The sequence below is a fragment of the Marinobacter manganoxydans MnI7-9 genome, assembly GCF_000235625.1.
Taxonomy (GTDB): Bacteria; Pseudomonadota; Gammaproteobacteria; order Pseudomonadales; family Oleiphilaceae; genus Marinobacter; species Marinobacter manganoxydans.
In genome coordinates, this window is the sequence record NZ_AGTR01000064.1 from 21,707 (window position 1) to 46,826 (window position 25,120).

The 25,120-nt window shown below is 55.0% G+C and carries 37 protein-coding genes; 35 read left to right on the top strand and 2 right to left on the bottom strand.

The features are described from left to right. Positions 1–120 precede the first annotated feature (120 nt). The 32 genes from rpsL (at position 121) to rplQ (ending at position 18,244) form a co-directional block, all read left to right on the top strand. Positions 121–495, top strand: a complete 375-nt coding sequence (rpsL, locus tag KYE_RS14750) for a 30S ribosomal protein S12 (protein ID WP_008174844.1) — start codon at positions 121–123, stop codon at positions 493–495. 114 nt (positions 496–609) lie between these two features. Beyond that, positions 610–1,080 carry a 30S ribosomal protein S7 gene (gene rpsG, locus KYE_RS14755; protein WP_008174847.1) on the top strand — a complete coding sequence of 157 codons (471 nt, stop codon included), beginning with the start codon at positions 610–612 and terminating at the stop codon, positions 1,078–1,080. A gap of 18 nt (positions 1,081–1,098) precedes the next feature. Next, the gene (gene fusA, locus KYE_RS14760; RefSeq protein WP_008174849.1) at positions 1,099–3,204 is read left to right on the top strand and encodes an elongation factor G; all 2,106 of its coding nucleotides are present in this window, start codon (positions 1,099–1,101) and stop codon (positions 3,202–3,204) included. A gap of 35 nt (positions 3,205–3,239) precedes the next feature. After that, entirely contained in the window at positions 3,240–4,436 is a 1,197-nt protein-coding gene (gene tuf / locus KYE_RS14765) for an elongation factor Tu (RefSeq protein WP_008174851.1), read from the top strand. Between the two features lie 186 nt (positions 4,437–4,622). Beyond that, entirely contained in the window at positions 4,623–4,934 is a 312-nt protein-coding gene (gene rpsJ, locus KYE_RS14770) for a 30S ribosomal protein S10 (RefSeq protein ID WP_004580743.1), read from the top strand. Between the two features lie 76 nt (positions 4,935–5,010). Next, on the top strand, positions 5,011–5,649 hold the full coding sequence (gene rplC, locus KYE_RS14775; protein ID WP_008174858.1) for a 50S ribosomal protein L3: 639 nt from the start codon (positions 5,011–5,013) through the stop codon (positions 5,647–5,649). Between the two features lie 11 nt (positions 5,650–5,660). Next, positions 5,661–6,266, top strand: a complete 606-nt coding sequence (gene rplD, locus KYE_RS14780) for a 50S ribosomal protein L4 (protein ID WP_008174860.1) — start codon at positions 5,661–5,663, stop codon at positions 6,264–6,266. After that, positions 6,263–6,556: a 50S ribosomal protein L23 gene (rplW, locus tag KYE_RS14785; RefSeq protein WP_008174862.1), complete on the top strand. Its 294-nt coding sequence runs from the start codon at positions 6,263–6,265 to the stop codon at positions 6,554–6,556. The genes rplD and rplW overlap by 4 nt, the downstream gene beginning before the upstream one ends. Positions 6,557–6,573: 17 nt before the next feature. Next, positions 6,574–7,401, top strand: coding sequence for a 50S ribosomal protein L2 (rplB, locus tag KYE_RS14790; protein ID WP_008174864.1), 828 nt, complete (start codon positions 6,574–6,576; stop codon positions 7,399–7,401). Positions 7,402–7,424: 23 nt separating this feature from the next. Further along, complete coding sequence (gene rpsS / locus KYE_RS14795) at positions 7,425–7,700, top strand: 30S ribosomal protein S19 (RefSeq protein WP_007154011.1); 276 nt, start codon at positions 7,425–7,427, stop codon at positions 7,698–7,700. Positions 7,701–7,716: 16 nt separating this feature from the next. After that, positions 7,717–8,049, top strand: coding sequence for a 50S ribosomal protein L22 (gene rplV / locus KYE_RS14800; RefSeq protein WP_008174870.1), 333 nt, complete (start codon positions 7,717–7,719; stop codon positions 8,047–8,049). A gap of 11 nt (positions 8,050–8,060) precedes the next feature. After that, a complete protein-coding gene (gene rpsC / locus KYE_RS14805; RefSeq protein WP_008174872.1) occupies positions 8,061–8,744 on the top strand; it encodes a 30S ribosomal protein S3 in 684 nt (227 codons plus the stop codon). 12 nt (positions 8,745–8,756) lie between these two features. Next, positions 8,757–9,170, top strand: coding sequence for a 50S ribosomal protein L16 (gene rplP, locus KYE_RS14810; protein WP_008174875.1), 414 nt, complete (start codon positions 8,757–8,759; stop codon positions 9,168–9,170). Next, complete coding sequence (gene rpmC / locus KYE_RS14815) at positions 9,170–9,361, top strand: 50S ribosomal protein L29 (RefSeq protein ID WP_008174877.1); 192 nt, start codon at positions 9,170–9,172, stop codon at positions 9,359–9,361. The genes rplP and rpmC overlap by 1 nt, the downstream gene beginning before the upstream one ends. Position 9,362: 1 nt before the next feature. Beyond that, entirely contained in the window at positions 9,363–9,629 is a 267-nt protein-coding gene (gene rpsQ / locus KYE_RS14820; protein WP_008174879.1) for a 30S ribosomal protein S17, read from the top strand. 18 nt (positions 9,630–9,647) lie between these two features. Continuing rightward, entirely contained in the window at positions 9,648–10,016 is a 369-nt protein-coding gene (rplN, locus tag KYE_RS14825; RefSeq protein ID WP_007154005.1) for a 50S ribosomal protein L14, read from the top strand. A 17-nt stretch (positions 10,017–10,033) separates the two neighbouring features. Beyond that, entirely contained in the window at positions 10,034–10,354 is a 321-nt protein-coding gene (rplX, locus tag KYE_RS14830) for a 50S ribosomal protein L24 (protein WP_008174881.1), read from the top strand. A 15-nt stretch (positions 10,355–10,369) separates the two neighbouring features. Next, on the top strand, positions 10,370–10,909 hold the full coding sequence (gene rplE, locus KYE_RS14835; protein WP_008174883.1) for a 50S ribosomal protein L5: 540 nt from the start codon (positions 10,370–10,372) through the stop codon (positions 10,907–10,909). 12 nt (positions 10,910–10,921) lie between these two features. Continuing rightward, positions 10,922–11,227 (top strand): 30S ribosomal protein S14, encoded by a 306-nt coding sequence (gene rpsN, locus KYE_RS14840; protein WP_008174884.1) that lies wholly within the window; start codon positions 10,922–10,924, stop codon positions 11,225–11,227. Positions 11,228–11,315: 88 nt separating this feature from the next. Next, entirely contained in the window at positions 11,316–11,708 is a 393-nt protein-coding gene (rpsH, locus tag KYE_RS14845; protein WP_008174886.1) for a 30S ribosomal protein S8, read from the top strand. A 9-nt stretch (positions 11,709–11,717) separates the two neighbouring features. Next, positions 11,718–12,251 (top strand): 50S ribosomal protein L6, encoded by a 534-nt coding sequence (gene rplF, locus KYE_RS14850; RefSeq protein ID WP_008174888.1) that lies wholly within the window; start codon positions 11,718–11,720, stop codon positions 12,249–12,251. Positions 12,252–12,260: 9 nt separating this feature from the next. Then, complete coding sequence (gene rplR, locus KYE_RS14855; protein WP_008174890.1) at positions 12,261–12,608, top strand: 50S ribosomal protein L18; 348 nt, start codon at positions 12,261–12,263, stop codon at positions 12,606–12,608. A gap of 12 nt (positions 12,609–12,620) precedes the next feature. Continuing rightward, on the top strand, positions 12,621–13,121 hold the full coding sequence (gene rpsE, locus KYE_RS14860) for a 30S ribosomal protein S5 (RefSeq protein ID WP_008174892.1): 501 nt from the start codon (positions 12,621–12,623) through the stop codon (positions 13,119–13,121). A gap of 4 nt (positions 13,122–13,125) precedes the next feature. Further along, positions 13,126–13,314 (top strand): 50S ribosomal protein L30, encoded by a 189-nt coding sequence (gene rpmD, locus KYE_RS14865; RefSeq protein ID WP_008174894.1) that lies wholly within the window; start codon positions 13,126–13,128, stop codon positions 13,312–13,314. Position 13,315: 1 nt separating this feature from the next. Further along, on the top strand, positions 13,316–13,750 hold the full coding sequence (rplO, locus tag KYE_RS14870; protein WP_008174897.1) for a 50S ribosomal protein L15: 435 nt from the start codon (positions 13,316–13,318) through the stop codon (positions 13,748–13,750). A gap of 17 nt (positions 13,751–13,767) precedes the next feature. Further along, entirely contained in the window at positions 13,768–15,090 is a 1,323-nt protein-coding gene (secY, locus tag KYE_RS14875) for a preprotein translocase subunit SecY (RefSeq protein ID WP_008174899.1), read from the top strand. 30 nt (positions 15,091–15,120) lie between these two features. Continuing rightward, a complete protein-coding gene (rpmJ, locus tag KYE_RS21205) occupies positions 15,121–15,234 on the top strand; it encodes a 50S ribosomal protein L36 (protein ID WP_008174902.1) in 114 nt (37 codons plus the stop codon). A 139-nt stretch (positions 15,235–15,373) separates the two neighbouring features. Further along, the gene (rpsM, locus tag KYE_RS14880; RefSeq protein ID WP_008174904.1) at positions 15,374–15,730 is read left to right on the top strand and encodes a 30S ribosomal protein S13; all 357 of its coding nucleotides are present in this window, start codon (positions 15,374–15,376) and stop codon (positions 15,728–15,730) included. Between the two features lie 13 nt (positions 15,731–15,743). Beyond that, positions 15,744–16,133 carry a 30S ribosomal protein S11 gene (gene rpsK, locus KYE_RS14885; RefSeq protein WP_007153992.1) on the top strand — a complete coding sequence of 130 codons (390 nt, stop codon included), beginning with the start codon at positions 15,744–15,746 and terminating at the stop codon, positions 16,131–16,133. Between the two features lie 18 nt (positions 16,134–16,151). After that, positions 16,152–16,772, top strand: coding sequence for a 30S ribosomal protein S4 (gene rpsD, locus KYE_RS14890; RefSeq protein WP_008174909.1), 621 nt, complete (start codon positions 16,152–16,154; stop codon positions 16,770–16,772). A 35-nt stretch (positions 16,773–16,807) separates the two neighbouring features. Beyond that, a complete protein-coding gene (locus KYE_RS14895) occupies positions 16,808–17,812 on the top strand; it encodes a DNA-directed RNA polymerase subunit alpha (RefSeq protein WP_008174911.1) in 1,005 nt (334 codons plus the stop codon). Between the two features lie 33 nt (positions 17,813–17,845). Beyond that, a complete protein-coding gene (gene rplQ, locus KYE_RS14900) occupies positions 17,846–18,244 on the top strand; it encodes a 50S ribosomal protein L17 (RefSeq protein ID WP_008174913.1) in 399 nt (132 codons plus the stop codon). A 220-nt stretch (positions 18,245–18,464) separates the two neighbouring features. Here rplQ and uvrA read toward each other — a convergent pair whose 3' ends face one another. Further along, positions 18,465–21,287, bottom strand: a complete 2,823-nt coding sequence (gene uvrA / locus KYE_RS14905) for an excinuclease ABC subunit UvrA (protein ID WP_008174915.1) — start codon at positions 21,285–21,287, stop codon at positions 18,465–18,467. A 185-nt stretch (positions 21,288–21,472) separates the two neighbouring features. Between uvrA and KYE_RS14910 the strand changes: the two genes are divergently transcribed. The 3 genes from KYE_RS14910 (at position 21,473) to KYE_RS14920 (ending at position 24,061) form a co-directional block, all read left to right on the top strand. After that, complete coding sequence (locus KYE_RS14910; protein WP_008174917.1) at positions 21,473–22,843, top strand: MFS transporter; 1,371 nt, start codon at positions 21,473–21,475, stop codon at positions 22,841–22,843. A gap of 57 nt (positions 22,844–22,900) precedes the next feature. Further along, positions 22,901–23,425, top strand: a complete 525-nt coding sequence (gene ssb, locus KYE_RS14915; protein WP_008174919.1) for a single-stranded DNA-binding protein — start codon at positions 22,901–22,903, stop codon at positions 23,423–23,425. Between the two features lie 156 nt (positions 23,426–23,581). Then, positions 23,582–24,061 carry a hypothetical protein gene (locus KYE_RS14920; protein WP_008174920.1) on the top strand — a complete coding sequence of 160 codons (480 nt, stop codon included), beginning with the start codon at positions 23,582–23,584 and terminating at the stop codon, positions 24,059–24,061. A 225-nt stretch (positions 24,062–24,286) separates the two neighbouring features. On the opposite strand, the gene KYE_RS14925 is transcribed toward KYE_RS14920, so the two are convergent. Next, a partial coding sequence (locus tag KYE_RS14925; RefSeq protein WP_008174923.1) for a sensor domain-containing diguanylate cyclase occupies positions 24,287–25,120 on the bottom strand: 834 nt, incomplete at its 5' end.

Here is a 25,120-nt window from a genome sequence, read left to right on the forward strand (position 1 = left end):
TCAAAAAGAGACCAGTCATCTTGACTGTCCGGGGGCGCAGGCTTACACTTGCGTCCCTTAAATTTTACCCCCTGCACAGGGGGTAAGTTTCATTGATATGGTTTTTTGGAGTTTGCTTACATGGCAACGATTAATCAGTTGGTGCGTAAGCCTCGTAAGCGCAAGGTAGCCAAGAGCGATGTTCCTGCTCTCCAGGCCTGCCCTCAGCGCCGTGGTGTGTGCACTCGTGTGTATACCACAACGCCGAAGAAGCCGAACTCAGCACTGCGTAAAGTGTGCCGTGTTCGTCTGACCAACGGCTACGAGGTTTCCTCATACATTGGTGGTGAAGGTCACAACCTTCAGGAGCACAGTGTTGTGCTTATCCGTGGCGGTCGAGTAAAAGACCTTCCGGGTGTGCGCTATCACACTGTTCGCGGAACGCTGGACACCCAGGGTGTACAGAACCGTAAGCAGGGCCGCTCCAAGTACGGTGCAAAACGACCCAAGTCCTGATGTCCCGAGCGGGTGTCTTTTATCGTTGCTTGTCAGAACGGTAAGAGTAAGGCTGAGTAGCATTTGCTATCTCAGGGGTTCCTGAAGACCTTTTAGATATATAAGGGCTTATCGATGCCTAGAAGAAGAGTTGCAGCTAAACGGGAAATTATCCCGGATCCGAAATTCGGCAGTGCACGTCTTGCCAAGTTCATCAACCACGTGATGGAAAGTGGCAAGAAGTCTACCGCAGAGCGCATTGTTTACGGCGCTCTGGACATTGTTGCCGAGAAATCCAAAGAAGAGCCGATCGACATGTTCGAGAAGGCCCTGGAGAACATCCAGCCGATGGTTGAGGTTAAGTCCCGTCGTGTTGGTGGTGCTACTTACCAGGTGCCTGTCGAAGTACGGCCTTCTCGTCAGAACGCGTTGGCAATGCGCTGGCTCGTAGAATATTCACGGAAGCGCGGTGAGAAGTCCATGGCTCAGCGTCTGGCTGGTGAAATCCTGGACGCCGCTGACAGCAAAGGCTCCGCTGTTAAGAAGCGTGAAGATGTTCACCGCATGGCAGAAGCCAACAAGGCGTTCTCTCACTTCCGTTTCTAATCAGCCGAGGTTTATACAGTGGCACGCAAGACTCCTATCAAGCGTTACAGAAACATTGGTATTTGTGCGCACGTTGATGCGGGCAAAACCACGACCACCGAGCGGGTACTGTTCTATACAGGTATTTCCCACAAGATCGGTGAAGTTCATGATGGTGCAGCTACCATGGACTGGATGGAGCAGGAGCAGGAGCGTGGTATTACCATCACCTCTGCTGCGACTACGACATTCTGGCAGGGTATGGACAAGCAGTACCCGGAGCACCGGATCAACATCATCGACACCCCGGGGCACGTTGACTTCACTATCGAAGTAGAGCGCTCCCTGCGCGTACTCGACGGTGCGGTTGTCGTGTTCTGTGGTTCCTCCGGTGTTGAGCCGCAGTCCGAGACTGTATGGCGTCAGGCCAACAAGTACGAAGTTCCGCGCATGGTGTTCGTCAACAAGATGGACCGTGCCGGTGCAAACTTCCTGCGCGTCGTCGAGCAGATCAAAAAGCGTCTCGGTGCGAACTGCGTTCCCATCCAGTTGCCGATCGGTGCTGAAGACAACTTCGCCGGTATCGTTGACCTGATCCGGAACAAGGCCATCTACTGGAACGAAGCTGACTCTGGCGCAACTTACGAGCAGAAAGACGTTCCCGCGGAAATGGAAGACGAAGTCGCCATGTACCGCGAGCAGATGGTTGAAGCTGCTGCAGAAGCCAACGAAGAGTTGATGGAAAAGTACCTCGAAGAGGGTGAGCTCTCCATCGACGATATCAAGAAGGGTCTGCGTATGCGTACCCTGGCGAACGAGATCGTTGTTGCTACCTGTGGTTCTGCGTTCAAGAACAAGGGTGTCCAGGCGGTTCTGGATTCCGTTATCGAGTTCCTGCCGGCGCCGGACGAAGTCAAGGCCATCCGTGGTGAAGTTGACGAAGACGGTACCGAGGAGCTTCGTGAGGCGGATGATGATGCGCCGTTCGCGGCACTGGCGTTCAAAATCGCCACAGACCCGTTTGTGGGCACGCTGACCTTCTTCCGGGTTTACTCCGGTAAGCTTGAGTCCGGTAATGCCGTCTACAACTCGGTCAAAGGCAAGAAAGAGCGCGTCGGCCGTATGGTTCAGATGCACTCCAAGGATCGCCAGGAAATCAAAGAAGTACTGGCGGGCGACATCGCTGCTGCGATCGGCCTGAAGAGCGTAACCACCGGTGACACCCTGTGCGACGAGAATCACAAGATCATTCTCGAGCGCATGGAATTCCCGGAGCCGGTTATCTCTGTTGCCGTTGAGCCGAAGTCCAAGGCGGACCAGGAAAAGATGGGCGTTGCACTGGGTAAGCTGGCTCAGGAAGATCCGTCGTTCCGCGTTCGTACCGACGAAGAATCCGGTCAGACCATCATCTCTGGCATGGGTGAGCTTCACCTGGACATCATCGTTGACCGCATGCGTCGCGAGTTCAAGGTAGAGGCGAACATCGGCAAGCCGCAGGTGGCCTACCGTGAGCGCATTCGCAAGTCGGTAGACGTCGAAGGCAAATTTGTGCGTCAGTCTGGTGGTCGTGGTCAGTACGGTCACGTCAAGATCAAGCTTGAGCCGTTGCCGCTGGATGATGAAGATGGTGAAAACTTTATCTTCGTGAATGAGATTGTTGGTGGTGTTGTTCCCAAGGAATACATCCCGGCAGTTCAGCAGGGTATTGAAGAGCAGATGCAGAACGGCTGTCTGGCCGGTTATCCGCTGCTGCGTATCAAGGCAACCCTGTACGACGGTTCCTACCACGACGTCGACTCGAACGAGATGGCCTTCAAGGTCGCTGGTTCCATGGCAATGAAGAAGGGTGCCCTCGAGGCGAACCCGGCACTGCTCGAGCCGATCATGCGTGTTGAAGTTGTGACGCCGGAAGATTACATGGGTGATGTTGTAGGCGACCTGAACCGTCGTCGCGGCGTTATCCAGGGCATGGACGAAGGTCCTGCCGGTAAGGTCATCCGTGCAGAGGTTCCGTTGTCGGAAATGTTCGGTTACGCCACCGACCTGCGTTCTGCAACGCAAGGCCGGGCGTCCTATGCGATGGAGTTCTCTGGTTATTCAGAGGCACCTTCGAACATTGCCGAAGCGATCATTAAAAAGGGTTGATCCCCAGGACTTAAGAAACAGGAAGAGGTGTAACCGTGTCTAAATCTAAATTTGAGCGTAATAAGCCGCACTTGAACGTAGGCACCATTGGTCACGTTGACCATGGTAAAACCACTTTGACTGCTGCCCTGACCCGTGTATGTCACGAAGTTTGGGGTACAGGCTCTGCGAGTGCCTTCGACCAGATCGATAACGCACCGGAAGAGAAGGCGCGTGGTATTACCATTGCGACTTCCCACGTTGAGTACGATTCCCCGAATCGCCACTACGCTCACGTAGACTGCCCGGGCCACGCTGACTATGTGAAGAACATGATCACTGGTGCGGCGCAGATGGACGGCGCGATCCTGGTTTGCTCCGCAGCTGACGGCCCCATGCCGCAGACCCGTGAGCACATCCTGCTGTCCCGTCAGGTTGGCGTACCTTTCATCGTTGTGTTCCTGAACAAAGCGGACATGGTAGACGATGAAGAGCTGCTCGAGCTGGTTGAGATGGAAGTTCGTGACCTGCTGAGCCAGTACGACTTCCCGGGTGACGACACTCCGATCATCACCGGTTCTGCGCTGATGGCGCTGGAAGGCAAAGACGACAACGAGATGGGTACTACCGCTGTTAAGAAGCTGGTAGAAGCTCTGGATGACTACATCCCCGAGCCGGAGCGTGCGATCGATCAGCCGTTCCTGATGCCGATCGAGGACGTCTTCTCTATCTCTGGTCGTGGTACTGTTGTGACCGGCCGTGTTGAGCGTGGCGTTATCAAGACTGGTGACGAAGTGGAAATCGTTGGTATCAAGGATACCGTGAAGACCACTTGTACTGGTGTTGAGATGTTCCGCAAGCTGCTGGACGAAGGTCGTGCCGGTGAGAACATTGGTGCGCTTCTGCGTGGCACCAAGCGTGACGACGTTGAGCGTGGTCAGGTTCTGGCGGTTCCGGGTTCCATCACTCCGCACACCAAGTTCGAGTGCGAAGTGTACGTACTGTCCAAAGAAGAAGGCGGCCGTCATACTCCGTTCTTCAAGGGCTACCGTCCGCAGTTCTACTTCCGTACCACCGACGTAACCGGTTCTTGCGAACTGCCGGAAGGTGTGGAAATGGTTATGCCGGGTGACAACGTCAAGATGAGTGTTACCCTGATTGCTCCGATCGCCATGGAAGATGGCCTGCGCTTCGCGATTCGTGAAGGCGGCCGTACCGTTGGTGCCGGCGTAGTCTCCAAGATCATCGAGTAATCTGCTCGTTTGATCAGGAAAAAAGGGGCTGATTCTTCAGCCCCTTTTTCTGTTTCAGCCGCAAAGCCAGCCTGACCCGGTCAACCAGTATTGCTGTTGACAGGGTTGGGTATTATGCATACAATGCGGCTCCTTTTTTTGAAGGTCGGCTAACTAGTAGCTGCTACGAGTGGAGTTTGGTGCATCATGCAAAGCCAAAAAATTCGAATCCGGTTGAAGGCGTTTGATTATCGCCTGATCGACCAGTCCACGCAGGAGATCGTCGATACCGCCAAGCGGACCGGCGCTCAGGTGCGTGGCCCTATCCCTCTGCCGACGCGGAAGGAAAAGTACACCGTATTGATCTCTCCGCACGTCAACAAGGACGCGCGCGATCAGTATGAAATTCGTACGCATAAGCGTTTGCTCGACATCGTTGAGCCGACGGAAAAGACAGTAGATGCTCTGATGAAACTGGACCTGGCAGCAGGTGTAGACGTTCAGATCAGCCTCGGCTAATACCGCCCGGTATTAGTCTGTGTAACTGTCATAAGGCCATAGAGGGTGAGAGCCCCGTACACTTAAGAGGTGAAACATGGCAATTGGTGTTGTCGGTCGTAAGGCCGGTATGACCCGTATTTTTACGGAAGATGGGCAGGCGCTGCCCGTAACGGTAATTGAGGTTGAGCCCAACCGCATTACCCAACTGAAAACTCTTGAAAGCGATGGCTACCGCGCCGTTCAGGTGACTGTCGGTACTCGTCGTTCCTCTCGTGTTACCAAGAGCGAAGCGGGCCACTTTGCCAAGGCGGGTGTTGAAGCCGGTCGTGGTATGTGGGAATTCCGTCTTGCCGATGGCGAAGGTGAGGATCTGGCCGCCGGTGGCGAGATTACGGCTTCTGTATTCGAAGACGGTCAGGTGGTAGATGCCATCGGCCAGTCCAAGGGTAAGGGCTTCCAGGGCGGTGTTAAGCGCTGGAACTTCTCCATGCAGGATGCCACTCACGGTAACTCTCTGTCTCACCGTGCTCCGGGTTCCATTGGTCAGAACCAGACTCCGGGCAAGGTATTCAAGGGCAAAAAGATGGCGGGCCAGATGGGTAATGCTCAGGTAACTGTGCAGAACCTGAAAATTGTCCGTGTCGACGCCGAGCGCAACCTGCTGCTGGTAAGTGGTGCCGTTCCCGGCGCAACTGGCGGCGATGTTGTCATCAAGCCTGCAGTTAAAGCCTGAGGAGCGGTGCGATGGAATTGACTATTACAGGTAGCGGCAAGGGAATTTCTGTTTCCGACGCTGCATTCGCCAAAGATTTTAACGAGTCGCTGGTTCACCAGGTAGTGACTGCCTACATGGCAGGCGCCCGCCAGGGTACCAAGGCTCAGAAGACGCGTTCCGAAGTAAGCGGTGGCGGTAAGAAGCCATGGCGTCAGAAGGGCACCGGTCGTGCCCGTGCCGGTACTATCCGTAGTCCGATCTGGCGCTCCGGTGGCGTTACCTTTGCAGCCAAGCCTCGCGGCTTTGAGCAGAAGGTAAACCGCAAAATGTACCGCGCAGCGATGCGCTCCATTTTTTCCGAGCTGGTTCGCCAAGAGCGTCTGGTTGTTGTTGACGACATGAACGTTGACAGCCCGAAGACCAAGGCATTCAACGCCAAGCTGAAGGATATCGGTGTGACCAATGCGCTGATCCTGTCCGACAACGTCGAACAGAACCTGCATCTGGCCTCACGCAACATTCCGCACGTTGACGTGCGTGATATTGCTGGTCTGGATCCGGTTAGCCTGGTTGCCTTCGAGAAGGTCGTTGTGACCGTTCCCGCTCTGAAGAAGATCGAGGAGATGCTGGGATGAATCAGGAACGTATTTACAAGGTCCTGCTTGGGCCGCACGTATCGGAAAAAGCGTCTCTGGCAGCAGAGCGTGGCCAGGTGGTGTTTCGTGTAGCACCTGATGCCACCAAGCCCGAGATCAAGAAAGCCGTTGAGCAGCTGTTCAACGTCACCGTAGAAGGTGTTCAGGTTCTGAACCGTAAGGGTAAGCTCAAGCGCACTATCCGCGGGTTCGGCAAGCGTAATGACATTCGTAAGGCTTACGTAAAGCTGGCAGAAGGTCAGGACATCGATTTTCTGGATGTGGAATAAGGTAAAGGGGTCGTAATATGCCGATCGTCAAAACCAAACCAACATCTGCCGGACGCCGTCACGTTGTAAAGCTTTACAACCCGGATCTGCACACTGGGCGCCCCTACGAGCCGTTGGTAGAAAGAAAGAACAAGACGGGTGGTCGTAACAATGTAGGCCGCATCACAACCCGTCACACGGGTGGTGGCCACAAGAAGCACTACCGTGTCATCGATTTCAAGCGGACCAAAGATGGTATCCCGGCGACTATTGAGCGCCTGGAATACGATCCGAACCGCTCTGCGCACATTGCACTGTTGAAGTATGCCGATGGCGAGCGTCGTTACATCATCGCTCCCAAGGGTATGCAGATCGGTGATCCTGTGCGCTCCGGTATCGACGCGCCAATCAAGGTGGGTAGCACGCTGCCGCTCCGGAATATCCCGGTCGGTTCTGTGATCCACTGCGTCGAACTCAAGCCTGGCAAAGGTGCACAGCTGGCTCGCTCTGCGGGCGCATCCGTACAGCTGGTTGCCCGGGAAGGTGCTTATGCCACCATCCGCCTGCGCTCAGGTGAAATGCGTAAGGTGCTTGTTGACTGTCGCGCAACGTTGGGTGAAGTGTCCAACAGCGAACACAGCCTCAAGCAGCTTGGTAAAGCGGGTGCATCACGTTGGCGCGGCAAACGGCCAACAGTACGTGGTGTTGCTATGAACCCAGTTGACCACCCACATGGTGGTGGTGAAGGGCGTACCTCTGGCGGGCGTCACCCGGTTACTCCGTGGGGTGTTCCGACCAAAGGGCATAAGACTCGTAAGAACAAGCGTACTGACAAGATGATAGTACGTCGTCGTTCGGCCAAGTAAACGACTACATAGAGGTAATTGCTGTGCCACGTTCTTTGAAGAAAGGTCCTTTTATAGACCTGCATCTGTTGAAGAAGGTCGAGGCAGCTCTGGAAGCTAACGACAAGCGGCCGATCAAAACCTGGTCCCGCCGGTCGACAGTCTTTCCGGAGATGGTAGGCCTGACCATTGCAGTCCACAACGGCAAGCAGCACGTGCCGGTTTATGTCACCGAAGATATGGTTGGACATAAGCTGGGTGAGTTCGCGGCAACGCGTACTTATCGTGGTCATGCGGCCGACAAGAAAGCTAAACGCTGATTCTGAGGTAATCAAAATGGAAGTAGCAGCCAAGTATAAGGGCGCTAACCTCTCAGCTCAGAAAGCACGTCTTGTCGCTGACCAAGTACGTGGCAAGGCTGTTGAGGATGCCCTGAACATTCTGACTTTCAGCCCGAAGAAGGCGGCGGTCGTGATCAAGAAAGCTCTTGAGTCCGCCATCGCCAACGCTGAGCACAACGAAGGTCTGGACGTTGACGAACTGCGGGTTTCCACCGTGATGGTGGATGAGGGTCCGACGCTCAAGCGAATCAAAGCTCGAGCCAAGGGGCGCGCTGACCGTATTTTCAAGCGCACCTGCCATATCACCGTCAAGGTCGCCGACAAGTAGGAGATGCTCAGATGGGTCATAAAGTAAATCCAACCGGCATTCGCCTGGGTGTGATCAAAGAGCACAACTCAGTCTGGTATGCCGACAAAAAGGAATACTCCAAGAACCTGCTGAATGATATTCAGGTTCGCGAGTTCCTCGACAAGCGTCTGGTTAAGGCGTCTGTCAGCAAGATTGTGATCGAGCGCCCTGCTCAGAACGCCCGTATCACGATCCATACTGCCCGTCCCGGTATTGTTATCGGTAAGAAGGGTGAAGATGTTGATCGTCTGCGTCGCGAAGTCAGCGACATGATGGGTGTGCCTGTGCACATCAACATCGAAGAAGTCCGCAAGCCGGACCTCGATGCCCGCCTGGTAGCGCAAAACGTTGCCGGCCAGCTGGAGCGTCGTGTGATGTTCCGTCGCGCTATGAAGCGTGCGGTCCAGAACGCCATGCGCCAGGGTGCCAAGGGTATCAAGATCCAGGTTGGCGGTCGTCTCGGGGGTGCTGAAATCGCGCGTTCCGAGTGGTATCGCGAAGGTCGTGTTCCGCTGCACACACTGCGTGCAGATATTGATTACGCAACCTACGAAGCGCATACCACTTACGGCGTAATCGGCGTCAAGGTATGGATCTTCAAAGGTGAGATTCTTGGTGGTATGGAGCAGGTCCGTGCTGACAAGAAAGCCTCTGGGAAGAAAGGTTCTAAGTAAAGGGGCACTCTTATGCTGCAACCAAAACGCACCAAATTCCGCAAGGTAATGAAAGGCCGTAACACCGGGCTTGCTCACCGCGCCAACAAGGTGAGCTTCGGTGAATACGGATTGAAGGCTACGAGCCGTGGGCGTATAACTGCGCGCCAGATTGAGGCAGCGCGTCGTACCATGACTCGTCGCATCAAGCGGGGCGGTAAGATCTGGATTCGGGTATTCCCGGACAAGCCGATCACCGGTAAGCCGCTTGAAGTTCGAATGGGTAAAGGTAAGGGTTCTGTCGAGTATTGGGTGGCTGAAATCCAGCCTGGCCGTATGCTCTACGAGATGGAAGGTGTTTCCGAGGAAATCGCTCGTGACGCATTCACTCTCGCAGCGGCCAAACTGCCGGTACAGACCACCTTTGTAACGAGGACGGTGATGTGATGAAAGCAACAGAGCTGCGTGAAAAGTCAGTCGAGGAGCTGAACAAAGAGCTGATCGACCTCCTGAAGGAGCAGTTCAACCTGCGCATGCGTAAGGCGACAGGTCAGCTGAATCAGTCTCACCTTCTCGGCAAGGTGAAGCGCGACATCGCTCGCGTGAAAACAGTATTGAACGAAAAGGCAGGACAGTGACATGACCGAAGCTACCCAAACTGCCAGAACTCTGAGCGGCAAGGTCGTGAGCAACAAGATGGAGAAGTCCATCGTGGTGCTGGTCGAGCGTCAGGTGAAACACCCGCTGTACGGTAAGTACATGAAGCGTTCAACCAAGATCCACGCTCACGATGAGAGCAATCAGTGCAACATCGGTGACACTGTGACCATTCAGGAAACCCGTCCGGTCTCCAAGACCAAGAGCTGGGCCCTGGTGGAAGTCACTGAACGTGCATCCAAGGTGTAATTCGCCCGGAGAACAACCATGATTCAGACTCAAACAATGCTTGAAGTCGCGGATAACAGCGGTGCGCGTCAGGTGATGTGCATCAAGGTCCTGGGCGGTTCACATCGGCGTTATGCCAGCGTAGGGGATATCATCAAGGTGACCGTCAAGGAAGCCATCCCCCGCGGTAAAGTGAAGAAAGGCCAGGTCCTGAAAGCTGTCGTGGTACGCACCCGCAAGGGTGTTCGCCGTCCCGACGGTTCGCTGATCCGTTTCGACGGAAACGCGGCGGTACTTCTGAACAATCAGGACGCACCGATTGGTACCCGTATCTTCGGACCGGTTACCCGTGAACTGCGTAATGAAAAGTTCATGAAGATTATCTCACTGGCACCCGAAGTACTTTAAAGGACCAGAGGCCGGTTATGAAAAAGATCAAACGAGATGACGAAGTAATCGTCACCACGGGGAAAGATAAAGGCAAACGTGGTAAAGTCCTGAAGGTTCAGGACGATGGCCGCATGGTGGTTTCTGGGATCAATATGATCAAGAAGCACACCAAGCCGAACCCGATGCTGGGCTCCCCAGGTGGCATCGTCGAAAAAGAAGCACCTATCCAGGCTTCCAACGTGGCTATTTTTAATCCGCAGACCGGCAAAGCCGATCGTGTAGGCTTCCAGATCAAGGAAGACGGCGCGAAAGTGCGGATCTTCAAGTCCACGAATGAAGCTGTCGATAACCAGTAAGCGGTGGTGGTTACGATGCTTAACATGAAAGAGCAGTACAGTAAGGAAGTGGTACCCGCCCTGCAGAAAGAGTTCAGCTACAAGAACATCATGCAGGTGCCGCGTATCGAAAAGATCACCCTTAACATGGGTGTCGGCGAAGCGGTTGGTGACAAGAAGCTGATTGAGAATGCTGTGGCGGATCTCGAGCGCCTGGCAGGTCAGAAAGCGGTTGTTACCAAGGCTCGTAAATCCGTCGCGGGTTTCAAAATCCGTGAAGGTTGGCCTATCGGTTGTAAAGTTACCCTGCGCGGCGAGCGTATGTGGGACTTCTTTGATCGTCTGGTTCACATTGCGGTTCCCCGCATTCGTGACTTCCGCGGTCTGAATCCCAAGTCGTTCGACGGTCGCGGTAACTACAGCATGGGTGTGCGTGAGCAGATCATTTTCCCCGAGATCGAGTACGACAAAGTCGACAAGATCCGTGGTCTGGATATCACCATTACCACCACTGCCGGTACCGACGATGAAGGTCGCGAACTGTTGAAAGCCTTTGGCTTTCCGTTCAAGAAATAAGGAACGAGTGTAATGGCTAAGGTTTCCATGAAAAACCGTGAGCTCAAGCGCGAAAAGACCGTTGCGAAGTTTGCAGCGAAGCGTGCCGAGCTCAAGGCGATTATCAAGAACCCGAATACCAGCGATGATGACCGTTGGGACGCACAGATGAAGCTTCAGCAGCTTCCTCGCGATGCTTCTCCTTCGCGTCTTCGTAATCGTTGCCAGGTGACTGGTCGTCCCCACGGCGTTCTGCGCAAGTTTGAGCTGTCACGGATCAAACTCCGTGAATACGGCATGCGCGGTGACGTTCCGGGCCTGACCAAGGCAAGCTGGTAAGATAGGCACCCTGACCTCGGTCGGGTGCCTGTTGGTAAGCGGTGCGGCAAGCCGCTGCACAACTAAAAAGATCAGGAGCCTCATACCAATGAGTATGCAAGACACGCTTGCGGATATGTTTACCCGTATCCGTAATGCACAGATGGCATCGAAAGCAGACGTTACGATGCCGTCTTCAAAAATGAAGATCTCCGTAGCCCAAGTCCTCAAGGACGAAGGTTACGTCGACGATTTCTCCGTTTCAGCCGACGCGAAGCCCGAGCTGACGATTACTCTGAAATACTTCGGTGGCAAGCCGGTTATTGAAGAGATCAAGCGGGTCAGCCGTCCGAGTCTGCGCCAGTACAACGGCGCTGGGGAACTGCCGAAAGTATCCGGTGGTCTGGGAGTCGCGATTGTCTCAACGTCCAAGGGCGTTATGACAGACCGCGCCGCACGAGCTGCTGGCGTGGGTGGCGAAGTCATCTGCACCGTATTCTAGGAGATACACATGTCCAGGGTTGCCAATAATCCTGTCGTGCTGCCTTCCGGTGTTGAGGTTAAGCTGAACGGACAGGAAATTAGTGTGAAGGGCTCCAAGGGAGCGCTTCAAATCACCATTCACCAGGCGGTTGAAGTAAAGCAGGAAGAAAATGTTCTGCGCTTTGCGGCCCGCGATGGTGCTACCAAGTCCCGCGCTCTTGCTGGTACTACTCGTGCACTGGTCAACAACATGGTGACCGGTGTTTCCACAGGCTGGGAACGTAAACTCCAGCTGACGGGCGTAGGTTACCGTGCCCAGGCGCAAGGTAAGAAGCTCAATCTGACTCTGGGTTTCTCACACCCGGTCGAGTATGAGCTGCCCGAGGGGATTACCGCAGAAACTCCGTCCAATACGGAAGTTGTAATTCGCGGTATCGACAAGCAACAGGTTGGCCAGGTCGCTGCGGAAGTCCGCGCGTTCCGTCCGCCCGAGCCTTATAAGGGCAAGGGTGTTCGTTATGCGGATGAGCAGGTCAGACGCAAAGAAGCCAAGAAGAAATAAGGCGGGACTATGAGCGCGAATAACGAAAGATTGCGTCGCGCACGCAAAGTGCGCATGAAGATCCGTGAACTGGGTACTACTCGTCTGTGCGTTCACCGCACGCCGCGTCACATGTACGCCCAGGTCACCACTGCAGACGGCAGCAAAGTGCTGGCTTCTGCCTCCACGTTGGATAAGGAACTGCGCCAGGGTGCAACCGGTAACGTGGACGCTGCCAAGAAGGTTGGTCAGCTGATCGCTGAGCGTGCCAAGGCGGCAGGTGTTGAGCAGGTTGCTTTTGACCGCTCCGGTTACCGTTATCACGGGCGTGTCCAGGCTCTGGCCGACGCAGCCCGTGAAGCTGGCTTGCAATTCTAAGAGGTGGAGAAGATGAGCGTTAACGAACAGAAGGCGCCTGAGCTCCAGGAGAAGCTGGTCCAGGTCAATCGTGTCGCCAAGGTTGTTAAAGGTGGCCGTATTTTCGCCTTCACCGCACTGACTGTAGTGGGTGATGGCAAAGGTCGCGTTGGTTTCGGTCGTGGCAAGGCGCGTGAAGTGCCGGTCGCCATCCAGAAGGCCATGGAAGCTGCACGCAAGAACATGGTAGAGGTTCCGCTTGACGGCACTACCCTGCAATACCCGGTCAAGGCTCAGCATGGCGGCTCCAAGGTCTACATGCAGCCGGCGTCCGAAGGTACTGGTATCATCGCCGGCGGTGCGATGCGTGCAGTACTGGAAGTGGCGGGTGTTCAGAACGTACTGTCCAAGTGTTACGGGTCTACCAACCCGGTGAACGTTGTACGTTCCACCATCAAGGGTCTCCAGGCGACACAGGCGCCTGAAGATATTGCAGCCAAGCGCGGTAAGACCGTGGAAGAGATTCTGGGTTGAAGTCATGGCGAACGCAAAAACGATCAAAGTAACTCTGACCCGCAGCCCGATCGGCTGTCAGCCCAAGCACAAATTGTGTGTGAAGGGCCTGGGTCTTCGTAAAATCGGTCACACCGTGGAAGTGGAAGACACACCGTCCATCCGCGGCATGATCAACCGGGTTAACTACCTGGTTCGGGTTGAGGAGAACTAAGATGCGTCTGAACGAACTTAGTCCAGAGCCCGGTTCACGTCCCGCCGCACGGCGCGTCGGTCGTGGTATCGGTAGCGGTCTCGGTAAAACCGGTGGTCGCGGTCACAAAGGTCTGAAGGCACGCTCCGGTGGCAGTGTAGCGCCCGGTTTCGAGGGCGGTCAGCAGCCGTTGGCCCGTCGTCTGCCGAAGTTTGGCTTCACGTCCCGTCAGCAGCGCTACGTTGCTGAAATTCGCCTGAACGAGCTGGCGAAGGTCGAGGGCGATGTGGTTGATCTGGAAGCCCTGAAAAAGGCAGACATCATTCGCGGAGAGATTCGCGAAGCCAAGGTTATCCTGTCCGGCGAACTGAGCCGTGCGGTAACCGTGAAGGGACTTCGGGTAACCAAAGGCGCGCGCGAGGCAATTTCTGCCGCGGGTGGTAAAGTCGAAGACTAAGGCGAGTCGAGGACTAAATGGCCAAGAACGCATCATTGCCTGCGGGCGCGGGTAAAGGACTGGCGGAGCTGCGATCGCGGCTCTGGTTTGTCTTCCTGGCATTGCTGGTGTACCGGATCGGTGCCCACATTCCGGTGCCGGGTATCAACCCCGACCGTCTGGCGGCACTGTTTGAACAGAACCAGGGCACAATCCTGAGCATGTTCAACATGTTTTCCGGTGGTGCGCTTGAGCGCATGAGTATCTTCGCTCTCGGTATCATGCCGTATATCTCGGCCTCCATTATCATGCAGCTCATGACTGCGGTCAGTCCGCAGCTTGAGCAGCTGAAAAAGGAAGGCGAAGCTGGTCGTCGCAAGATCAGCCAGTACACGCGGTATGGTACGGTTATCCTGGCCCTGGTTCAGGGCTTTGGTATTTCTGTCGGTCTGGCATCGCAGGGTGTTACCTTCAATGACAGCTTCAGCTTCCACTTTGTGGCGGTTGTGTCATTTGTAAGTGGCGCCGTGTTCATGATGTGGCTTGGCGAGCAGATCACCGAAAGGGGTGTTGGCAACGGCATCTCGCTGCTGATCTTCGCTGGTATTGTCGCCGGATTGCCCGGCGCTATCGGCCAGACGCTCGAGCAGGCCCGTAATGGCGAGATGAGCTTGCTGGTGGTTCTTGGTATCGGCGTTCTCGCGGTCGCTGTTATCGGCTTCGTGGTATTCATGGAGCGCGGTCAGCGGCGGCTGACGATCAACTATGCCAAGCGCCAACAGGGCCGCCGGGTGTTTGCCCAGCAGTCCAGTCATCTGCCCCTGAAAGTGAATATGGCCGGTGTTATTCCGCCCATCTTTGCATCTTCCATTCTGCTCTTCCCGGCATCCCTGGGGCAGTGGTTTGGACAGGGTGAAGGCATGGAATGGCTGAGCGATGTCTCTCAGGCTTTGGCGCCAAGCCAGCCGTTGTATATCATTCTGTTTGCGGCAGCAGTGGTCTTCTTCTGCTTCTTCTACACAGCTCTGATGTACAACCCGAAAGAAGTTGCGGATAACCTCAAGCGCTCTGGAGCGTTTATTCCGGGCATTCGTCCAGGTGATCAGACCGCCAAGTATATCGATGGTGTTCTGACTCGACTGACGCTGTTCGGTGCAATGTACATTGCAGCAGTTTCCCTGTTCCCTCAGTTCCTGATGGTGGCCGGGAATGTACCGTTCTATCTGGGCGGCACCTCTCTGCTGATTGTTGTAGTCGTGGTGATGGATTTCATGGCGCAGGTTCAGTCGCACCTGATGTCTCATCAGTATGAATCGCTGATGAAGAAGTCCAATCTCAAGGGCTATGGTCGGAACGGCTAACCCCGTTCCCCTTGAAAACTGGAGTCGACAATGAAAGTACGCGCTTCGGTAAAGAAAATTTGCCGTAACTGCAAAGTAATTCGTCGCAATGGCTCGGTACGGGTCATTTGCTCGGAGCCTCGTCACAAGCAACGCCAGGGCTGATTCCGAAAGGAATCGTTCCTGACATTGTAGGGTTTCGGAATAATGGCGCTTGACTCCATGCGGGGTCAGGCGCTATTATTTCGCGCCCTTTTGTGGCGGAAAATTCACACAGCAAAGCTTTGAACGCGGAGTAATTTGGATGGCACGTATAGCCGGTGTCAATATACCCGATCACAAACATGCTGTTGTCTCGCTGACCTACATCTTTGGTGTTGGCAAGACCACAGCCCAGAAGCTTTGCGACGCTACCGGTGTCAAGCCGGACCTTAAGGTCAAAGACCTTAGCGACGAGCAGCTTGAAGCACTTCGTACTGAAGTGGGCAAGGTGTCTGTCGAAGGTGATCTGCGTCGTGAAGTACAGATGAACATCAAGCGTTTGAAGGATCTCGGATGCCACCGTGGTCTGCGTCATCGTCATGGACTTCCTGTCCGTGGCCAGCGCACCAAGACCAACGCACGCACCCGTAAAGGTCCACGCAAACCTATTCGTAAGTAACAGGTAGGCAAACATGGCAAAGCCAGGTACACGTACCCGTAAAAAGGTGAAAAAGACGGTTGTTGATGGCGTCGCGCACATTCACGCGTCCTTCAACAACACTATCGTGACCATTTCTGACCGTCAGGGCAACGTCCTGTCCTGGGCCACTTCTGGTGGTTCCGGTTTCCGTGGGTCACGCAAGAGTACACCTTTTGCTGCGCAGGTAGCAGCTGAAAGAGCCGGTAATGCGGCTGCTGAATACGGCCTTAAAAACCTGGACGTAGAGGTTAAGGGTCCTGGGCCCGGACGTGAGTCTGCAGTTCGCGCGCTGAATGCGTGTGGCTACAAGATCACCAACATCACAGATGTGACGCCGATTCCCCACAACGGCTGTCGTCCGCCCAAGAAGCGCCGCGTCTAACACAGGAGACAGTGAATTATGGCTCGTTATATAGGCCCGAAGTGCAAGCTGTCTCGTCGTGAAGGGACAGATCTTTTTCTGAAGAGCGGTGTTCGCGCGCTCGATTCCAAGTGCAACATCGAGACTCCGCCGGGTATGCACGGCGCGCGTCGCGGTCGTCTGTCCGAGTACGGCGTACAGCTTCGTGAGAAACAGAAAGTTCGTCGTATCTACGGCGTTCTCGAGAAGCAGTTCCGCAACTATTACAAAGAAGCAGCCCGAGGCAAAGGTGCAACTGGTGAAAACCTGCTGCAACTGCTGGAAGGCCGTCTTGACAACGTTGTATATCGCATGGGCTTTGGTTCTACCCGTGCAGAAGCCCGTCAGCTCGTCTCTCACAAGGCGATCCTGGTCAATGATAAGCCGGTTAACATTCCGTCCTATCAGGTCCGTCCGGGTGACGTTGTGAGCTTGCGTGAAAAGGCGAAGAATCAGCTGCGTGTTAAAGGCGCACTGGATCTGTCTGCAAGCCGTGCACCGGTGAGCTGGGTAGAGGTCGACGCCAACAAGATGTCCGGCGTTTACAAGTCAGTACCTGAGCGTACTGAGCTGCCGGCCGACATCAACGAGAACCTCATCGTCGAGCTTTACTCCAAGTAAAGCCCAGTTAGCAACGATAGCAGATAGGGGCGTCTATGCAGCGTTCAGTACATGAGTTATTGACACCTCGTACCATTGACGTGAAGGAATCAAGCGCCACACGTGCCAAGGTTACGCTTGAGCCTCTGGAAAGGGGCTTTGGTCATACCCTGGGCAGTGCACTGCGCCGGATTCTCTTGTCTTCGATGCCGGGCTGCGCCGTGACTGAAGCGCAGATTGACGGTGTCCTGCACGAGTACAGCGCCATTGAGGGTGTCCAGGAAGACGTCATCGAGATTCTGCTGAATCTCAAAGGCGTTGCCGTAAAAATGAACGGTCGGGACGATGCCGAGCTCACGCTCAGCAAGAAAGGCCCGGGCGTTGTGACAGCCGGTGATATCAAGCTGGATCATGACGTCGAGATTGCCAACCCGGAGCACGTGATCTGTCACCTTAGCGAGAATGGTGAAGTGAACATGCGTCTCCGTGTTGCTCGCGGTCGCGGCTATGAGCCGGCAGACCAGCGTGGTCTTGACGAGGACGAAACTCGCGCCATCGGACGCCTGCAGCTGGATGCAACATTCAGCCCGGTTCGTCGTGTGGCTTACGCCGTGGAAAGTGCACGGGTAGAGCAGCGGACCGACCTGGACAAGCTGGTTATCGACCTGGAGACCAATGGCACCATCGACCCGGAAGAAGCAATTCGCCGGGCGGCCACCATCCTCCAGCAGCAACTGGCGGTGTTTGTTGATTTCGATCATGAGAAAGAGCCCGAGCGTGTTGAGGAAGAGGAAGAAATCGATCCGATCCTGCTGCGTCCGGTTGATGATCTGGAATTGACAGTGCGTTCAGCTAACTGCTTGAAGGCTGAGAACATTTACTACATCGGCGATCTTATCCAGCGCACAGAAGTTGAGCTGTTGAAGACGCCTAACCTTGGTAAAAAGTCGCTGACCGAGATCAAGGACGTTCTGGCGTCCCGTGGTCTGTCACTGGGCATGCGTCTTGATAACTGGCCGCCGGCTAGCCTTCGTGGCGACGACCGGGTTCTGGGCGGTTAATCGCCGATTAGTTTAAGGTAAGGAATCAGAGCAATGCGTCATCGTAAGAGTGGTCGTAAGTTCAGCAGGACCAGTGCGCATCGCAAGGCCATGTTCCGTAACATGACTGCGTCACTGGTTGAACACGAGCTGATCAAAACAACGCTGCCGAAAGCCAAAGAGCTTCGTCGGGTAGCTGAGCCTTTGATCACGCTTTCCAAGAATGATTCGGTCGCGAATCGTCGTCTGGCGTTCTCACGCCTGCGTGACGATGCAGCGGTTGCCAAGCTGTTTGACGAGCTTGGTCCTCGCTACAACGAGCGTCCGGGTGGATACCTTCGTATCCTGAAGTGCGGCTTCCGTGCTGGCGACAATGCCCCTATGGCATTCGTTGAGCTGGTCGGTCGTCCGCTGGATATCGAAGCGGAAGAGGTGGACGAAGACGAGGATTAATTTCTTCGGCTTTGGCCAACCACAAAAAACCGGGTTCCGTGAGGTTCCCGGTTTTTTTGTGCCTCGGTTGTAGATAACTCCTAGCCTGGAAGTATGGGGGCTGGCAAGGGGGTGGAGGTTTATTTTCTTTGGAAAAATAACTCGCTGCGCTCAGACATCTTTTTCCGGCAGAAAATAAACCTCCACCCCCTCGCCGACAGAGCTATTCCTTGCCCGCCAGTTACTTCGTCAACATTGGCTTCAGATAGCGGCCTGTGTGAGAAGCGGGGTTCTCGGCGACTTCCTCCGGCGTTCCCTCGGCAATGATCTGGCCGCCGCCAGAGCCGCCTTCGGGGCCCAGGTCGACAATCCAGTCGGCGGTCTTGATCACGTCCAGATTGTGTTCGATGACCACGATGGTGTTGCCATGGTCCCGCAGCCTCTCCAGAACGTTGAGCAGTTGCTGGATGTCGTAGAAGTGCAGGCCGGTGGTTGGCTCGTCAAGAATGTAGAGTGTCTTGCCTGTATCCCGCTTGGAGAGCTCTTTGGCCAGTTTAACCCGCTGGGCTTCGCCACCAGAGAGGGTGACCGCGCTCTGCCCCAGTCGGATGTATGAGAGGCCGACATCCATCAATGTCTGTAGTTTGCGGGCCAGGAAAGGCACGGCATCGAAGAACTCGCGCCCTTCCTCAACGGTCATTTCAAGTACTTCGTTGATATTCTTGCCCTTGTAGCGGACTTCCAGAGTTTCCCGGTTGTAGCGCTTGCCCTTGCAGACGTCGCAGGGCACGTAGACATCCGGCAGGAAATGCATCTCTACCTTGATCACGCCGTCGCCCTGGCATGCCTCGCATCGTCCACCTTTGACGTTGAAAGAGAATCGGCCAGGTTTGTAGCCCCGGGAACGTGCCTCCTGTGTTCCGGCAAAGAGTTCACGGATGGGAGTGAACAGGCCGGTGTAGGTGGCCGGGTTCGAGCGGGGGGTGCGGCCGATGGGGCTCTGGTCAATGTCGATGACCTTGTCCAGGTGGTCCAGTCCTTTGAGCGACTGGTAGGGGGCATGGTTGAGGCTGGTGGCCTTGTTGAGTTTGGCGGCAGCTACCGGATACAGGGTGCTGTTGATCAGCGTGGACTTGCCAGACCCGGATACACCAGTGACGCAGGTCATGATGCCCAGGGGCAAATCGAGCGTAACGTCTTTCAGGTTGTTGCCAGTAGCACCTGACAGGGTCAGTGCTTTTCCGCTGCCTTTGTTGCGCTGTTTCGGGATGGCGATTTCCCGGGTGCCGTTGAGGTATTGCCCGGTAAGTGAATCGGGGTTGTCGATGATCTGTTGCGGGGTGCCCTGGCCGATAATCTTGCCGCCATGAACGCCAGCACCCGGTCCGATATCAATGACATGATCTGCAGCGCGGATCGCATCCTCATCGTGTTCGACAACAATCACGGTATTGCCCAGATCCCGGAGATGGGTGAGGGTGGCCAAAAGCCGGTCATTGTCCCGTTGATGCAACCCGATGGAGGGTTCGTCAAGAATGTACATGACGCCTACCAGCCCGGCGCCGATCTGGCTTGCCAGACGAATACGCTGGGCCTCGCCGCCGGAGAGGGTGTCGGCACTACGCTCAAGGGTCAGATATTCCAGACCTACGTTTACCAGGAACTGGAGCCTCTGGCGTACTTCTTTCAGGATTTTCTCGGCAATTTCGCCTTTCCGGCCCGGCAGCGCCAGGGTTTCGAAGTAATCGTGGGCCTCGCCAACCGGCAAGTGGGTAACATCAGAAATATTGTGTTCTTCAATAAAGACATGGCGGGCGCTTCGGCGCAGTCGGGAACCTCCGCACTCCTTGCACGGTTGGGTGCTGAGGTTGCGAGCCAGTTCCTCCCGCATGCTCTGTGAGTCGGTCTCACGGTAACGCCGTTCAAGGTTTGGCAGAATGCCCTCGAATGGATGTGCCTTCTCCATGATATGGCCACGTGAATTCACATAACGGAATGGGATATCCTCATCGCCCGAGCCGAACAGCAGCACGTTGCGAAAATCCTCGGGGAGATCCGCCCAGGGCGTTTCCAGATCGATGCCGTAGTGATCTGCCACGCTGCCCAGCATCTGGAAGTAATAGACGGCCCGGCGATCCCAGCCCTTGATGGCGCCGGATGCCAAAGTGGCTTCCGGGTGCTGGACAATTTTTTCGGGATCAAAGAACTGTTTAACACCCAGTCCGTCGCAGGTAGGGCAGGCACCCGCCGGGTTGTTAAAGGAAAACAGTTTCGGCTCGAGCTCGCTCAGGGCATAGCCGCACTGGGTGCAGGCATAACGGGCGGAGAAGGTCTGTTCTTCTCCCTCACCACTCATGGGCGCCACAAGGGCAATCCCGTCCGCCAGGTCCAGGGCGGTTTCGAAACTCTCGGCAAGCCGCTGCTCCAGGCCTGGCTTGACCTTAAACCGATCGACGACCACATCAATCTGATGTTTGCGTTTTTTGTCCAGGGCCGGCACATCGTCGATGTCATAAACCGTGCCGTCCACGCGCAGGCGGATAAAGCCCTGGCTGCGCATGGTTTCGATAACCTGCAGATGTTCGCCTTTCCGATCCCGGATTACCGGTGCCAGGATCATGAGTTTGCTGTCCTCTGGCATGGCCACCACCTGGTCTACCATCTGGCTGATGGTCTGCGCTTCCAGAGGTTGGCCATGGTCAGGGCACCGGGGCTCCCCGGCGCGGGCGAAGAGCAGGCGCAGGTAATCGTAGATTTCCGTGATGGTGCCAACGGTGGAGCGAGGGTTGTGGGAAGTGGACTTCTGCTCTATGGATATCGCTGGCGACAGGCCTTCGATATGGTCCACATCCGGCTTCTCCATCATCGAGAGAAACTGGCGGGCGTAGGTAGACAGCGACTCCACATAACGTCGCTGCCCTTCAGCATAGAGCGTATCGAACGCAAGGGACGATTTACCGGAACCGGAGAGGCCGGTAATCACAATCAGTTTGTCCCTTGGCATATCCAGGTCGATGTTCTTCAGGTTGTGGGTTCGTGCCCCTTTGATCTGGATATGGTCCATAACACCTCGCTCGGATAAAAACGAAAATTATACCGCGTTGGGCCCGCTGCGGCGAAAATGATACCGGGGCCAGCATCACGCGGGTTGTCCCCCGTCAGCGCCCCTTCTGTTACAATGCGCCGCCTGCGATGGGTATCTGCCCTCAATCTGACCGCTTTCAACCCCGGCTGAGGTACGTAATTGCCATGAATGCGCTGGAAAAACGCTCCGTATCGGCCCTGGCGTCTGTCTACGCCATGCGCATGCTCGGACTGTTCATGGTGCTGCCGGTATTCATGCTGCTTGGCGAAGACCTCAAGGATGCAACGCCGGCTCTCCTGGGGTTTGCCATAGGCGCGTACGGCCTGAGCCAGGCGCTGTTACAGATTCCCTTTGGCATGCTGTCGGACCGGGTCGGCCGTAAGCGCATGATCTACATCGGGCTCGTATTATTTGCCGCTGGCAGTCTTCTGGCCGCGGCCACGGACTCCATATACGTTGTGATTGCCGGTCGGATTCTTCAGGGAGCCGGTGCGATCGCCAGTGTGCTGATGGCGCTGCTCAGTGACCTGACTCGCGAGGAAGAGCGGACCAAGGCCATGGCAACGGTGGGGATCACCATCGGCCTGTCGTTTTCGGTATCGCTGGTTCTTGGGCCTCTTCTCGGAGCCTGGTGGGGACTGTCCGGGATCTTCTACGCCACGGCAGCACTGGCCGTGGTGGCGCTGGTGATCGTCAACCGCGTGGTTCCGACGCCCCATCAGCACAAGACCAGCCCCGACACGCATCCTGCCCGGGAGATGCTGGGGCGCGTGCTTTCAGACGGTCGTCTTCTCCGGTTGGATTTCGGTATCTTCGCACTGCATCTGGTGCTGACCGCCCTGTTTCTGGTGTTTCCCTCCATGCTTCAGGAGCGGTTTGGCCTTGCCAGCAGTTCACACTGGTGGTTTTACCTGAGCGTGATGGTCACGTCTTTCTTCGCCATGGTGCCGTTCATCATCATTGGCGAGAAAAAGCGCAGGATGAAACCGGTGCTTTGCGGGGCGATTGCCTTGCTGACATTGGCCACTGCCGGGTTTACCGGTGTTTCCAGCAGCCTGGTTGCGGCCTGGGCTGTGCTGTTTTTCTTCTTCATGGCCTTCAACCTGCTCGAGGCCAGCCTGCCGTCATTGATCAGCAAGGAGGCGCCGGCTGCAAGCAAAGGCACGGCGATGGGGGTTTACTCCACCTCCCAGTTCATGGGTGCGTTTCTGGGGGGCGCATTCGGCGGCTACCTCCTGGAGGTAGCCGGGCTGCAGGGCGTGCTCTGGTTCATGGTGGTAGTGCTGGGCCTCTGGCTGCTGATAGCGCTCACCATGCCCGCGCCCGGTCACACCACAAGTTTCGTGGTACAGTTGCAGCAGGTAATGAACGACCAGTACGACGACATCGATGACAATCTCCGCCGCCTTCCGGGCGTTCAGGATGTGGTGATTGTGGAAGACGCTGCCACCGCCTATCTTAAGGTGGATCGTCAGCAATTTGATGAAGCGTTACTTGCGGACTTTTCCTTTGTCCGGCAGGCTAACCATTCTTGAAATCCGGAGGCTCGCACGGAACGCGGGCGTCCCTGAAAACAGAGTCAGGAGCAGAACATGGCACGAGGCGTAAACAAGGTAATCCTAATCGGTAATCTGGGGCAGGACCCGGATACCCGCTACACCCCCAACGGCAATGCCGTAGTAAACCTGAACCTTGCAACAGACGAAAGCTACAAGGATCGTCAGACCGGTCAGCTGGTGCCGAAAACCGAATGGCACCGGGTTGTCATGTTCGGCAAGATCGCCGAAGTTGCGGGACAGTACCTGCGAAAGGGCTCAAAGGTTTATATTGAGGGCAAGCTTCAGACCCGCAAATGGCAGAACAAGGAAGGGCAGGATGTCTATACCACCGAGGTTGTGGTGGATATCAATGGCCAGATGCAGATGCTGGACAGCCGTGGCGGCGAAGGCGGAATGAGCCAGGGTGCGCCGGCAGGACGGCCTCAGCAGTCCGGCTACAACGCGCCGGCTGGACAGCAGAACAATCCGCCACCGCAATCCGGTGGCTACAGCAACCAGCCTTCGCAGGGCAGCATGCCCGAACCGGTTGACGACTTTGATGATGACATTCCGTTCTAGTCAAGAGTATACGGATAATGTAACGTTTAGGCTTTGTCTGAACTCCAAGCCCCTGCAAATGCAGGGGTTTTTTATTTTATGGAGTGTAATATTTTCTTGATGCATTTTTATAGTTGGGCTAATATGTAAAATGTAACAAAAAAAGGAAGATGGGCGGTGAGGATTAAGCGGTTAATTGCAGATGGCGGTGAGCGGGTTTCTGTGCTTGTCGATGAGGCGGGAATGCCGCTTTATGACCCGAATTTGTTCATCACACGCACTGTGCGGAATGCGAACATGTCGATCAGCTACGCTGAGGGCTACTTGAGGGCGATCATATCATTGATGGCTTGGGAGAAAGATTTCGGTACGGATTTAAAAGAGAGGTTTCGTACTGGGGAAATTTTGACTGATCTCGAGTTGGAGTCTCTGACAAATTTTATGTCTCTTAAACAAGAGACGATTACGAAGATCAGGAAAGGCGTCAAGCTCTTACCAAAGGCTTATAAATATAAAAGCTCAGAGGTGACTTACGCGGCAATAGGTTGCGTAGCTGAGTATTTGGGGTATCTGGTCAAGACACACTCCCCTGATCCAGGAAGGTTCGAGCGCGCCGAAACGTTAACCCAACTTATCAAAAATCGCAGAGCCAAGTAAGCGACCGGTAATCCCATCTTGAGTCAGACGTTGCCTTCGTGAAGATAGTGTCCAGTGGACAAATGGCTTGAAAAATCGCCCAGAGCTTGTCTTTTTGTTCTAGAAATATGGGCGGCGGTTTATTTGCGCCTCTTGTGTCGTTACCCTTCTCAAGATAAGCGCAAATTCTATACCTATCAGCAATCGCCGTGTTAGAGCTGATTTCAAGACGTTTTCAGATTTGCACTAGCTGTAAAAGCGAAAGCCGTTCTTTTTCTCCCGTTTCACGGCATACATGGCCATGTCTGCCCGCTCTACCAGCGTTTCCGCCTCATCACCGTTTTCAGGGTACAGTGCAATCCCGATGCTGGTTCCGATAGAAACGCGAAGGTCGCAGCCCGCAAAACGAAAAGGGGTTTCGAGCGAGGTCAAAAGTTTGCGTGCGACCGTTGCGGCATCCTTTTTTTCATCAAGCGAGGGCAACAGAGCCATAAATTCATCACCACCATAGCGAGCAAGCGTATCCCCTTCTCGCAAACAATTTTTCAGACCGGATGCGACTTTCTGCAATAGTTGATCACCAATCCCATGCCCGTATGCGTCGTTTACCGCTTTAAAATTGTCGAGGTCGATAAAAAGCACAGCAAACTTTTGCCCATTACGTCTCGCCTGACTGACAGCCAGCCTAAGTCGGTCCATAAACAGGTTTCTATTAGGCAAATCGGTCAATGAATCGTGAGAAGCACGAAACTCCATTAATTCCAGTGTCTGTTTGCGCTCAGTTATGTCCCGGGCAATGCCCAAAAAAGGAGGATCCTCTGGAGAGAAGTTCGCTTGAGCTAGCGCGGGATTCACCCCAAGCGTAGAGGTAAGGATAATTTCAAAGTCCTTGTGACCAACTCCTCCACTGTGGGTCTTAAGCTTGATCTCTTGGGTAATTGGCTCGCCAGCCTCGGCTCTCTCAAAGAACAGTGGAAGCTTCGCAATGTCATCTTCATGAACGAGCCGGGAAAGCGGTTGACCAATTAACTCCTCTGCGGGCAATCCTGTAAGGCTCTCTACTTTATGGTTCAGATATTC

Coding starts and splice junctions, on each gene's coding strand:
- rpsL (WP_008174844.1), top strand. CDS start 121: ATGGCAACGATTAATCAGTTGGTGCGTAAGCCTCGTAAGCGCAAGGTA.
- rpsG (WP_008174847.1), top strand. CDS start 610: ATGCCTAGAAGAAGAGTTGCAGCTAAACGGGAAATTATCCCGGATCCG.
- rpsJ (WP_004580743.1), top strand. CDS start 4,623: ATGCAAAGCCAAAAAATTCGAATCCGGTTGAAGGCGTTTGATTATCGC.
- rplC (WP_008174858.1), top strand. CDS start 5,011: ATGGCAATTGGTGTTGTCGGTCGTAAGGCCGGTATGACCCGTATTTTT.
- rplD (WP_008174860.1), top strand. CDS start 5,661: ATGGAATTGACTATTACAGGTAGCGGCAAGGGAATTTCTGTTTCCGAC.
- rplW (WP_008174862.1), top strand. CDS start 6,263: ATGAATCAGGAACGTATTTACAAGGTCCTGCTTGGGCCGCACGTATCG.
- rplB (WP_008174864.1), top strand. CDS start 6,574: ATGCCGATCGTCAAAACCAAACCAACATCTGCCGGACGCCGTCACGTT.
- rplV (WP_008174870.1), top strand. CDS start 7,717: ATGGAAGTAGCAGCCAAGTATAAGGGCGCTAACCTCTCAGCTCAGAAA.
- rpsC (WP_008174872.1), top strand. CDS start 8,061: ATGGGTCATAAAGTAAATCCAACCGGCATTCGCCTGGGTGTGATCAAA.
- rplP (WP_008174875.1), top strand. CDS start 8,757: ATGCTGCAACCAAAACGCACCAAATTCCGCAAGGTAATGAAAGGCCGT.
- rpmC (WP_008174877.1), top strand. CDS start 9,170: ATGAAAGCAACAGAGCTGCGTGAAAAGTCAGTCGAGGAGCTGAACAAA.
- rpsQ (WP_008174879.1), top strand. CDS start 9,363: ATGACCGAAGCTACCCAAACTGCCAGAACTCTGAGCGGCAAGGTCGTG.
- rplN (WP_007154005.1), top strand. CDS start 9,648: ATGATTCAGACTCAAACAATGCTTGAAGTCGCGGATAACAGCGGTGCG.
- rplX (WP_008174881.1), top strand. CDS start 10,034: ATGAAAAAGATCAAACGAGATGACGAAGTAATCGTCACCACGGGGAAA.
- rplE (WP_008174883.1), top strand. CDS start 10,370: ATGCTTAACATGAAAGAGCAGTACAGTAAGGAAGTGGTACCCGCCCTG.
- rpsN (WP_008174884.1), top strand. CDS start 10,922: ATGGCTAAGGTTTCCATGAAAAACCGTGAGCTCAAGCGCGAAAAGACC.
- rpsH (WP_008174886.1), top strand. CDS start 11,316: ATGAGTATGCAAGACACGCTTGCGGATATGTTTACCCGTATCCGTAAT.
- rplF (WP_008174888.1), top strand. CDS start 11,718: ATGTCCAGGGTTGCCAATAATCCTGTCGTGCTGCCTTCCGGTGTTGAG.
- rplR (WP_008174890.1), top strand. CDS start 12,261: ATGAGCGCGAATAACGAAAGATTGCGTCGCGCACGCAAAGTGCGCATG.
- rpsE (WP_008174892.1), top strand. CDS start 12,621: ATGAGCGTTAACGAACAGAAGGCGCCTGAGCTCCAGGAGAAGCTGGTC.
- rpmD (WP_008174894.1), top strand. CDS start 13,126: ATGGCGAACGCAAAAACGATCAAAGTAACTCTGACCCGCAGCCCGATC.
- rplO (WP_008174897.1), top strand. CDS start 13,316: ATGCGTCTGAACGAACTTAGTCCAGAGCCCGGTTCACGTCCCGCCGCA.
- secY (WP_008174899.1), top strand. CDS start 13,768: ATGGCCAAGAACGCATCATTGCCTGCGGGCGCGGGTAAAGGACTGGCG.
- rpmJ (WP_008174902.1), top strand. CDS start 15,121: ATGAAAGTACGCGCTTCGGTAAAGAAAATTTGCCGTAACTGCAAAGTA.
- rpsM (WP_008174904.1), top strand. CDS start 15,374: ATGGCACGTATAGCCGGTGTCAATATACCCGATCACAAACATGCTGTT.
- rpsK (WP_007153992.1), top strand. CDS start 15,744: ATGGCAAAGCCAGGTACACGTACCCGTAAAAAGGTGAAAAAGACGGTT.
- rpsD (WP_008174909.1), top strand. CDS start 16,152: ATGGCTCGTTATATAGGCCCGAAGTGCAAGCTGTCTCGTCGTGAAGGG.
- KYE_RS14895 (WP_008174911.1), top strand. CDS start 16,808: ATGCAGCGTTCAGTACATGAGTTATTGACACCTCGTACCATTGACGTG.
- rplQ (WP_008174913.1), top strand. CDS start 17,846: ATGCGTCATCGTAAGAGTGGTCGTAAGTTCAGCAGGACCAGTGCGCAT.
- uvrA (WP_008174915.1), bottom strand. CDS start 21,287: ATGGACCATATCCAGATCAAAGGGGCACGAACCCACAACCTGAAGAAC.
- KYE_RS14910 (WP_008174917.1), top strand. CDS start 21,473: ATGAATGCGCTGGAAAAACGCTCCGTATCGGCCCTGGCGTCTGTCTAC.
- ssb (WP_008174919.1), top strand. CDS start 22,901: ATGGCACGAGGCGTAAACAAGGTAATCCTAATCGGTAATCTGGGGCAG.